At 66.2% G+C, this 9,929-nt stretch carries 9 protein-coding genes; all 9 read left to right on the top strand.

Features of this window, described 5'->3' with window-relative positions:
* Positions 1-360: CpaD family pilus assembly lipoprotein (locus BGN95_RS03400; protein ID WP_286771615.1), on the top strand; the 360-nt coding region annotated here is incomplete at its 5' end.
* 1 nt (position 361) lies between these two features.
* Complete coding sequence (locus BGN95_RS03395) at positions 362-1,657, top strand: CpaE/TadZ family protein (protein ID WP_265314495.1); 1,296 nt, start codon at positions 362-364, stop codon at positions 1,655-1,657.
* 57 nt (positions 1,658-1,714) lie between these two features.
* Complete coding sequence (locus tag BGN95_RS03390) at positions 1,715-2,689, top strand: type II secretion system F family protein (protein WP_286771614.1); 975 nt, start codon at positions 1,715-1,717, stop codon at positions 2,687-2,689.
* A gap of 4 nt (positions 2,690-2,693) precedes the next feature.
* Positions 2,694-3,695 carry a type II secretion system F family protein gene (locus BGN95_RS03385; protein ID WP_179512187.1) on the top strand — a complete coding sequence of 334 codons (1,002 nt, stop codon included), beginning with the start codon at positions 2,694-2,696 and terminating at the stop codon, positions 3,693-3,695.
* A 129-nt stretch (positions 3,696-3,824) separates the two neighbouring features.
* Positions 3,825-4,067: an acyl carrier protein gene (locus tag BGN95_RS03380; RefSeq protein WP_179512188.1), complete on the top strand. Its 243-nt coding sequence runs from the start codon at positions 3,825-3,827 to the stop codon at positions 4,065-4,067.
* Position 4,068: 1 nt separating this feature from the next.
* On the top strand, positions 4,069-5,328 hold the full coding sequence (spt, locus tag BGN95_RS03375) for a serine palmitoyltransferase (RefSeq protein WP_179512189.1): 1,260 nt from the start codon (positions 4,069-4,071) through the stop codon (positions 5,326-5,328).
* Positions 5,329-5,508: 180 nt separating this feature from the next.
* Entirely contained in the window at positions 5,509-7,425 is a 1,917-nt protein-coding gene (locus tag BGN95_RS03370; RefSeq protein ID WP_286771613.1) for an ATP-binding protein, read from the top strand.
* A gap of 414 nt (positions 7,426-7,839) precedes the next feature.
* On the top strand, positions 7,840-9,042 hold the full coding sequence (gene lptF, locus BGN95_RS03365; RefSeq protein ID WP_286771612.1) for an LPS export ABC transporter permease LptF: 1,203 nt from the start codon (positions 7,840-7,842) through the stop codon (positions 9,040-9,042).
* On the top strand, positions 9,039-9,929 hold an 891-nt coding region (locus BGN95_RS03360; protein WP_286771611.1), incomplete at its 3' end, for an LptF/LptG family permease. The genes lptF and BGN95_RS03360, both read left to right, overlap by 4 nt.

Below are 9,929 nucleotides of genomic sequence, written 5' to 3'. Positions count from 1 at the left end.
GAGGCGGCGCGCTTCGGGCTGCTCGTCTCCGACCAGGCCCCCACCACCGGCGCACCGATCACCCCGGGCACGCTGCGCGTCGTCGTCAGCCGCGCGCGCGCGCAGGTGCCGGGCTGCCCCGATTTCTCGCGCACGCGCCAGCCCGAATTCGAAAGCAACACCTCGTCCAATCAGGGTTGCGCGATCAATTCGAACCTCGCGGCGATGGTCGCCAACCCGCTCGATCTGGTGCGCGGCGAGCCGGGCACGCAGGTCTATGACGCGGCCACCGGCACGCGCGCGATCACCGAATATCGCAAGGCCACGCCGACCGGCAACGGCGGCACGACGATCAAGGCCGAAAAGGCGGGGAGCAAGTAAGATGAACGCGCCGTGGAAACCAGCCGCGCTTCGCGAACCGTTCGTCGCCTTCGTCTGCGACGAGACGACCGCGGAGGCGATCCGCCCGATCGCGCTCGAGATGGGATGGCTGCCGGAAAAGGTGAACAAGGGCGGGCTGCGCAACGCGGTGCAATCCTTGTCGGTCGCGGCGAGCCCGCACATCCTGTTCGTCGATCTCGCCGAATCCGGCGATCCGCTGAGCGACATCAACTCGCTCGCCGAAGTGTGTGAACCGGGAACGATCGTGATCGCCGCGGGCCAGATCAACGACGTGCGGCTCTATCGCGATCTGCTCGCCAGCGGGCTGCAGGACTATCTGCTCAAGCCCCTGTCGGCCGACGTGCTGCGCGATTCGTTCGCGCACGCCCAGGCAGTGCTCAACGCCCCGAAGGCGAACGACGGCGTGACCGAGCGGCCGCATTATGCGGTGGCGGTGATCGGCACGCGCGGCGGGGCCGGCGCCTCGACCGTCGCCACCTCGCTCGCCTGGCTGATGAGCGAGAAGGAAAAGCGCTCGACCGCGATGCTCGATCTCGACGTGCATTTCGGCACCGGCGCGCTCGCGCTCGATCTCGAGCCGGGTCGCGGCCTCACCGACGCGATCGAGAATCCGGCGCGCATCGACGGGCTGTTCATCGAACGCGCGATGGTCCGCGCGTCCGAGCGGCTCTCGGTGCTGTCGGCAGAGGCGCCGATCAACACCCCGGTCGTCACCGATGGCGCGGCTTTCTACCAATTGCAGGAGGAAATGCGCGCCGCGTTCGAATGCACGGTGGTCGATCTGCCGCGCAACATGCTGGTCGCGCACCCGCATCTCGTCAGCGACATGCAGGCCGCGGTGATCGTGACCGAACTGACGCTCGCCGCCGCGCGCGACACGATCCGTATTCTCTCGTGGCTGCGGTCGAACGCGCCGCACCTCAAATCGCTTGTCGTCGCCAATCGCGTCCACCCGGGGCAGCAGCTCGAGATCTCGCGCAAGGATTTCGAGAGTTCGATCGAGCGCAAGATCGATTTCATCATCCCGTTCGATCAGAAGCTCGCCGCGCAGGCCGCGAAACTGGGCAAGCCGCTCGCCGAGACGGGCAAGGGATCGAAGACCATCGCACCCTTCGCCGATCTCGCCGCACAGCTTTGCGCCGCCGGCGACGCCAGCGGCACCGCCCCCGAGGGCAAGGCCGCGAGCGCGAAGGTCAAGGGCGCGTCGCTGATCGGCAAGTTCACCGATCTTAAGTCTTTTCTGCCTAAGAAACCGGGCGGGGCGAAGGCGGGTTGATCGTGAGTCGCGCCCCACGCGGCGCTCGATCGCATCGAACGATTGGATGAAGCCACGATGCCGTTGATGCCGATTGTCATGCTGGCGCTGGGCACGATGACCGTGATCGGGATGCTCCTGTTCGCGTTCGCCGGCCCGTCGGCGGCGCGTGCCAGCAGCCGCCGGCTGGTCGCGCTGCGCGAGCGCCACTCCACCTCGCCCGCGATGGCGGTGGAGGCGCAGATGCGCCGCATCACCGGCAAGAACACCAGCAAGGCCGACGAGGCCGCGATGCGCTTTCTGCCGCGGCCGGCCGAGCTCAAGAAGCGGCTGGTGCGCACCGGCAAGAGCTGGACGGTCGGCCAATATGGCCTGGCGACGCTGGGCATCACATTGTTCATCGCGCTCGCGCTGATGGTGAAGGGACTGCCGACGCTGCTCGCGCTGCTGACCGGGCTGGCGATCGGCGCGGGTCTTCCGCATCTCGTCGTCGGTTTTCTCATCAAGCGCCGCATCGCCCAGTTCAACGCCAAATTCCCCGACGCGATCGAGCTCCTCGTCCGCGGCCTTCGCTCGGGCCTGCCGATCACCGAGACGATGGCGGTGGTGGCATCCGAGGTGCCCGATCCGGTCGGCGAGGAATTCCGCATCGTTTCCGACAAGATGAAGATCGGCCGCTCGATGGACGTCGCGCTGCAGGAAACCGCGGAGCGGATCGGCACGCCCGAATTCCAATTTTTCTGCATCACTATCGCGATCCAGCGCGAAACCGGCGGCAACCTCGCGGAAACGCTGCAGAATCTCGCCACCGTGCTGCGCCAGCGTGGCCAGATGAAGCTCAAGATCAAGGCGATGTCGTCGGAATCAAAGGCGTCGGCCTATATCATCGGCTCGCTGCCGTTCATCGTCTTCGCGCTGATCTGGTCGATCAACGGATCCTATATGCAGAACTTCTTCAGCGATCCCCGGCTGATGGTCGCGGGCGGCGGCGGGCTGGTGTGGATGGCGATCGGCGGCTTCATCATGGCCAAGATGATCAATTTCGAGATCTGACGCGATGGAAACGGTCCACAACCCGACGCTGCTTGGAGTCGACGTCTATCTGGTGGCGACGATCCTGTCGGGCATCGCCTCGCTCGCGGTGCTGGTGGCGATCTATGCCGCGCTCAGCGTGCGTGATCCGATGGCCCGGCGGGTCAAGGCGCTCAACGAGCGGCGCGAGCAGCTGAAGGCGGGGATCATCGCCCCCAGCGGCAAACGCCGCGCCAAATTGGTCCGCCAAAGCGACGGCGCGGATCGCATGCGCGCGTTTCTCTCCTCGCTCAAGGTGCTGCAGGACAGCCAGCTCAAGGAAGCCCAGCTCAAGCTGCTCCAGGCCGGCATCCGATCGAAAGAATGGGCGGTCGGCGTGATCTTCGGCCGGCTGATGCTGCCGATCTTCATCGGCGGGCTGATGGTGTTCCTCGTCTACGGCACCGACAGTTTCGCCGACTGGACCCCGCTCAAACGTTACGGGCTGGTCGCGATCACCTTCATCGTCAGCTACAAAGCGCCCGACATCTTCCTCAAGAACAAGATCACCAAGCGCTCGCAGGCGATCCGCAAGGGCTTGCCCGATGCGCTCGACCTGCTGGTGATCTGCGCCGAGGCGGGGCTCACGGTCGACGCCGCCTTCCATCGCGTCGCGAAGGAGCTCGGCAAAGCCTATCCCGAGCTCGGCGACGAATTCGCGCTCACCGCGATCGAATTGGGCTTCCTCACCGACCGGCGGCAGGCGTTCGAGAATTTCGCGACGCGCATCGCGCTCGACGACATCAAGGGGATCGTCACGACGATGATCCAGACCGAGAAATACGGCACCCCCTTGGCCTCCGCGCTGCGCGTGCTGTCGGCCGAGTTCCGCAACGCGCGGATGATGCGCGCCGAGGAAAAGGCCGCGCGGCTCCCCGCGATCATGACGGTGCCGCTGATCCTGTTCATCCTGCCGGTGTTGTTCGTCGTCATCCTCGGCCCGGCGGCGTGCTCGATCAAGGACTCGTTCATCAACGGCGGGCATTGATCGGGCGGGATTTCTGCGTTCGCTCTCCGACAAGCTCAGGGCGAACGGGATTTGCTAGTCCCGATTGGGCCAAGCTTCGGCCGCAATCGCTTGGCAAATCTACCCCCGACTCTCTAAGGGCCGGGATATATGAGCGACCGCGATACCATCCTCACCGCCGTCAAGGCGCAGATCGAACCCTTCAACAAGAAGGGCGTCACCGTCACCGAAGCCACCACCTTCCAGGGCGATCTCGAATGGGACAGCCTGACCGTGATGGATTTCGTCGCCGCGATCGAGGATGAGTTCGACATCATCATCACGATGAACATGCAGGCGGAAATCGAGACGGTCGGCCAGTTGGTCGATGCCGTCGCCAAGCTGAAGGCGTGATATGAGCGACGACGGCGTCCAATCCGACCTTCCCCCCGCCGCCGCCGCGGTGCCGGCCGAACGCGACCTGTTCGACAAATTCGCGCCCTTGATCGCCGAGCGCGAGGCGCTGCTCTCCAGCGGCGTGCGCGATCCGTTCGGGATCGTGATGGAGGAGGTGAAATCCCCCACCGTCGCGGTGATCAAGGGCAAGGAAACGATCCTGCTCGGCACCTATAATTATATGGGGATGACGTTCGATCCCGACGTGATCGCCGCGGGCAAGGAAGCGTTCGACAAATTCGGCACCGGCACCAACGGCAGCCGCGCGCTCAACGGCACCTTCCACGACCATATGGAAGTCGAACAGGCGCTGCGCGAATTCTACGGCACCACCGGCGCGATCGTTTTCTCGACCGGCTATCAGGCCAATCTCGGCGTGATCTCGGCGATCGCCGGCAAGGGCGAATATGTCATCCTCGATGCCGACAGCCACGCCTCGATCTACGACGGCTGCGCGATGGGCAATGCCGAGATCGTGCGCTTCCGCCACAATTCGGTCGAGGATCTCGACAAGCGCCTCGGCCGGCTGCCCAAGGAGCCGGGCAAGCTCGTCGTGCTCGAAGGCGTCTATTCGATGCTCGGCGACGTCGCCCCGCTCAAGGAGATGGTCGCGGTCGCCAAGAAGCATGGCGCGATGGTGCTGGTCGACGAGGCGCATTCGATGGGCTTCTTCGGCCCCAACGGGCGTGGCGTCTACGAGGATCAGGGGCTGGAGGATCAGGTCGATTTCGTGATCGGCACCTTCTCCAAATCGGTCGGCACGGTCGGCGGCTTCTGCGTCTCGAACCACCCGAAGTTCGAGATCCTGCGCTTCGTCTGCCGCCCCTATATCTTCACCGCCAGCCTGCCGCCGGCGGTGGTGGCGAGCGCCGCCACGTCGATCCGCAAGCTGATGCACGCGCACAACAAGCGCGCGCATCTGTGGGAAAACACTCGCCAATTGCACGGCGGCTTGAAGCGCCTCGGCTTCCGCCTGCCGACCGATGAGCCGCAATCGGCGGTGGTCGCGGTGCTGCTCGAAGATCAGACGCAGGCGGTGGCGATGTGGCACGCGCTGCTCGAGGCCGGGCTTTACGTCAACGTCGCGCGGCCGCCGGCGACCCCGGCCGGCACCTTCCTGCTACGCTGCTCGGTCTGCGCCGAGCACACCAACGAGCAGATCGCGCAGGTGATCGCGATGTTCGAAGCCGCCGGCCGCGCGACCGGGGCGATCGGCTGACCGGTTTGCGGTAGAGCGGGATGCCCTGTCCCGTTCGTGCTGAACCAGTCGGAGCCCTGCCCTTCGACTGGCTCCGGGCGAACGGATATGTATGATCGCATATCCTTCCCCTGAATCGCCTGCTCTGGTAGGGAGATCGCCGTGAACGGGAACGTCTGGGAAGCGATTCCGGAAGGGGCTGTGTCCAGGCTGCGCGCCATTGCGCTGGCTGTAATGGGGCTGCTGGGCGTTGCCGTGCTCGTCGGGCTGATCCTGACGCTGGGCGAGGCCAACCGCCAGCGTGACCGCGCGATCCAGCTGCAATCGCACAGCTATGACGTGATGATCCTCGCGCGCACGCTGACGGGGACGATCGCCCGATCCGAGGCGACGCTCGGCCGCTTCGTCATCTCGGGCGATAAGCGGCTCGGGCAGCGTTATTATGACGACTGGCAACTCGCCGGGAAGCAGATCGAACGGCTCGCCGATCTGACCCGCGACAGCGACAGCCAGGCGTCGCGGATCGCGCGGCTGCGCGCCGATTACCAGGAGCGCGGCAAGCAATTGTCGCTGATCGCGCTCAGCACCAATTATCATAAGAACGATCAGGCGCTGTCGCTCTATTATGCCGCGCGCAAGGCACCGGCGCTGACCGGGATCGACACGATCCTCGAGGAGATATCGGGGATCGAGCGCGATCTGCTCGATCGGCGCACCGCCGAAACGCGCGCGGCGATCGATCGCTCGACGCGGCTCGCGGGGATACTCTCCTCGTTCGGCATCCTGATCCTGATCGGCGCGATCGCCCTGGGCATGCTCACCGTCCGCGCGCTGACCGAGCGCGGCATCGCGCTCGCCGAGGCCGATGCCGAGCGCAAGCGCGCCGACGAATTCGCCGCCGCGGTCACGGTCGCGACCGACGAGCTGCGCGATCAGGAGGCGCGGCTGCGCCAGGTGCAGAAGATGGAGGCGGTCGGCCAGCTCACCGGGGGCATCGCCCATGATTTCAATAATATGCTCGCGGTTGTTATGGGCGGACTCGAGCTGGCGCAGCGCGGCGTCAACGGCGATGCGACGCGCGCGGCGATTGCGCGGCAGCTCGATAGTGCGATGGAAGGCGCGAAGCGCGCCGCGGCGCTGACCCGCCAGTTGCTCAGCTTCACCCGCGAAGGCGGGATCAACCCCGAGGTGATGCGCGTCGGCGAGTTGCTCACCGGCATGTCCGATCTGCTCGATCGCACCCTGGGCGACCGCATCTCGGTGGTGATCCGCGACGAGAGCCGGGGGTGGCGGCTCCGCGCGGATCGCGTCCAGCTCGAGAACAGCCTCGTCAACCTTGCGGTCAACGCCCGCGACGCGATGGACGGACGCGGGACGCTGACGATCACCGCGGGCGCCACCACGCTCGCGGCGGGTGCGCGCGAATGCCCGGCCGGCGACTATCTGACGATCGCGGTGGCCGACACCGGCTGCGGGATGACCGCGGAGGTGGCGGAGCGGGTGTTCGAGCCGTTCTTCACCACCAAGCCGGTCGGCAAGGGCACCGGGCTCGGGCTCAGCCAGATCTTCGCCTTCGTCCGGCAGCAGGGCGGCGCGGTCGCGCTCGACAGCATCCCGGGCCAGGGCACGACGATCACGCTGTTCCTTCCGCGCGTCGTCTCCGCCGAGGACGGCCCGAGCGCCTCGCCGTCTGCGCCCGCCGCGCCCGTTGGCGCCGATATCGCGTCGGTCGACATATTGGTGGTGGAGGACGATCCACGCGTGCTCGGCGCGACCGTCCGCGCGCTGCGCGAGTTGGGGCACCGGCCGATCCCGTGCGACGACCCGCTCGCCGCCCCCGCGCTGCTTGCGACGCATAAGTCGATCGGGCTGATCCTGTCGGACGTGCTGATGCCCGAGCGTACCGGGCCGGAGATGATTGCCGCGCTCGATCCGCAATATGCCCATCTGCCCGTGCTGTTCGTCACCGGCTTCGCGGGCGAGATGATGGAGCATGAGGCGTTTCGCGGGCGTCAGGTGTTGCGCAAACCTTTCACGCTCGCCGCGCTGGAACGCGCGATCGCGACGACGCTCAGGGGCGTCGGCCCGGTCGGGGAGGATCAGGTGGCTGCGGAATAGGATTAATTCGGTATATTATATACCTTGGCACGATTCTCCTCGTGTGAACTTCGTGAACTTTGCCAAACCACGGACCGTCACCCCGGCCTTGAGCGGGGGTCCATCGTGCCGCACGCTCCACGGCCAGAACCTCTTGCTCCGCGCTTGCCTCCCGAAGGACCCCGGCTCAAGGCCGCGGTGACGGTGGGGAAGGCAGGAACATCTATCTGAATCCGCCCGGAAGGCCGGACACAATGGACGCCGGCGCAGGAACGGCGCGGCGGATCACGCCTCTCGAAACCGCCGAATTTCAACCCACCCTAGCGCCATTTTTGCCACGATCGCCCACCCACCCGATATTTCCGGCTGACGCCCGCCGCGCGCGCGCCTATACCCCCGCTATCTTTCGCAGCGCCGAGTGTCCGTTCCCCGCCCATGAAATCGATCGACCGCTACATGGCCCGGCTGATCGCGCTGCCGCTGTTCTCCACACTGATCCTGGCGGCGATGTTGCTGGTGCTCGATCGCATGCTGCGGCTGTTCGACTTCGTCGCGACCGAGGGCGGGCCGGTTTCGGTGGTGTGGCGGATGCTCGCCAATCTGCTGCCCGAATATCTCGGGCTCGGCATCCCGATCGGGCTGATGCTCGGCATCCTGCTCGCCTTCCGCCGCCTCGCCACCTCGTCCGAGCTCGATGTGATGCGCGGCGTGGGGATGAGCTACGGCCGGTTGCTCCGCGTCCCCTATATGTATGCCACCGCGCTGGCGCTGCTCAATCTGGCGATCGTCGGCTATGTCCAGCCCAAGGCGCGCTACGCCTATGAGCAGCTCCGCTTCGAGCTGCGCACCGGCGCGCTCGGCGCATCGATCAAGGTCGGCGAATTCACCAAGCTCGGCGACCGCATGACACTGAGGATCGAGCAGAGCCGCGACGACGGACGCCAGCTTTCGGGCATCTTCGTCCACGCGCAGACCCCCAAAGGCGACTGGATCGGGGTGACCGCGCAGCATGGCCGCTTCCTCGCCACCGACGATCCCGATGTGATCATCCTGCGGCTCAGCAACGGCACGTTGGTCCACAATCGCAGCGATTTCAGCGTGCCGCGCGTGCTGAACTTCAACAGCCACGATCTGCCGATCAACCTGCCCAAATTCGAGCAGTTCCGCGTCCGCAGCGGGCTCAGCCTCGAAGCGACCCTGCCCGAGCTGGTCAAATCGGGGCGCAGCGCGCAGACGCTCCACGAGCGCGACGCGAGCCGCGCCGAATTCCATTTCCGCATGGCGGAGATCGTCTCGATGTTCCTGCTGCCGCTGCTCGCGGTGGCATTGGGGGTGCCGCCGAAACGCTCGACCTCCGCGCTCGGCGTATTCCTGTCGATCGTGATGATCGTCACCTATCACAAGGTGAACCAATATGCCGCCTCGGTCGCGCAGCTTGGCGGGATCGATCCGTTGATCGCCTTGTGGGTGCCGTTCCTGATGTTCGCCGGGCTGGTGCTGTGGATGTATCGCACGATCGCTTATGTTCCCGGCGGGCAGCCGATCGGCGCGCTCGAACGCGTGGCGGGCAAGGCGTGGAAGGCGGTGGTCCGCTATCTGCCCGGCCGTCGCCGCCACCGGACGGAGGCCGCGGCATGACCTCGTTCTTCCCGTCGCGCACCGTGTCGCTGTACATGGGGCGGATGTTCCTGATCCGCACGTTCGGCATCCTCGCCGGGCTCGTGCTGGTGCTCCAGGCGCTCGATCTGCTCGGCGAATCGGGCAAAATTCTCGCGGTGCCCGGGAACAGCGACGCACAGGTGTGGCATTACGTCTCGCTGCGCGCGCCGCAGATCATCGCGCGCTTCCTGCCCTTTTCGGTGCTGCTCGGGACGATCCTGACGCTGATCACGATGAACCAGAACAGCGAGGTGATCGCGCTCAAGGCGTCGGGGCTGTCGGCGCATCAGGTGCTCGCGCCGCTGATCGTCGCGAGCATCGGGGTGGCCGCGCTGAGCTTCGCGTTCAACGACCGCATCGTGCCGCGCGCCACCGCGACGCTCAACCGATGGCAGAAGGTCGATTACGGCCCGATGCCGGTCGATCGCGGCGACCGGACCAATGTGTGGGTGCGCTCCGGCCCCGATCTGATCGAGGTCGAGCAGATCAATGGCCGCGGCAGCGCGGCGCAACTCGGCGGGATTACGGTCTATGACCGCCAGGGTGGCGATCTCCACGCGGTCATCTTCGCCCAGCACGGCCGCTACAGCGGGAACGGCTGGACGATCTGGCCCGCGCGGCGCTTCGACGTCGCGGCCGGCAAGATGGCCGATATCGGCGAGACGGTGACGGCGCGCGGCGTGACTCCCGATCAATTCACCCTCGCCTCGGTCGACGCCGACGAATTGTCGTTCGGCGCGCTCAAGGCCGCGATCGACGATCTCGCCGCGGCGGGGCGCCCGACCAAGGCGCTGGAAGGCGCGCTGTGGCACAAATTGTCCGGCCCGATGTCGTCGGTGCTGATGCCGTTGCTCGGCGCGGTGGCG

This window comes from Sphingomonas sp. 66-10, assembly GCF_001897045.1.
GTDB classification, from domain to species: Bacteria; Pseudomonadota; Alphaproteobacteria; order Sphingomonadales; family Sphingomonadaceae; genus Sphingomonas; species Sphingomonas lycopersici.
This window is presented reverse-complemented; position numbering and strand designations above follow the sequence as displayed.

Coding starts and splice junctions, on each gene's coding strand:
- BGN95_RS03395 (WP_265314495.1), top strand. CDS start 362: ATGAACGCGCCGTGGAAACCAGCCGCGCTTCGCGAACCGTTCGTCGCC.
- spt (WP_179512189.1), top strand. CDS start 4,069: ATGAGCGACGACGGCGTCCAATCCGACCTTCCCCCCGCCGCCGCCGCG.
- BGN95_RS03385 (WP_179512187.1), top strand. CDS start 2,694: ATGGAAACGGTCCACAACCCGACGCTGCTTGGAGTCGACGTCTATCTG.
- BGN95_RS03380 (WP_179512188.1), top strand. CDS start 3,825: ATGAGCGACCGCGATACCATCCTCACCGCCGTCAAGGCGCAGATCGAA.
- BGN95_RS03390 (WP_286771614.1), top strand. CDS start 1,715: ATGCCGTTGATGCCGATTGTCATGCTGGCGCTGGGCACGATGACCGTG.
- lptF (WP_286771612.1), top strand. CDS start 7,840: ATGAAATCGATCGACCGCTACATGGCCCGGCTGATCGCGCTGCCGCTG.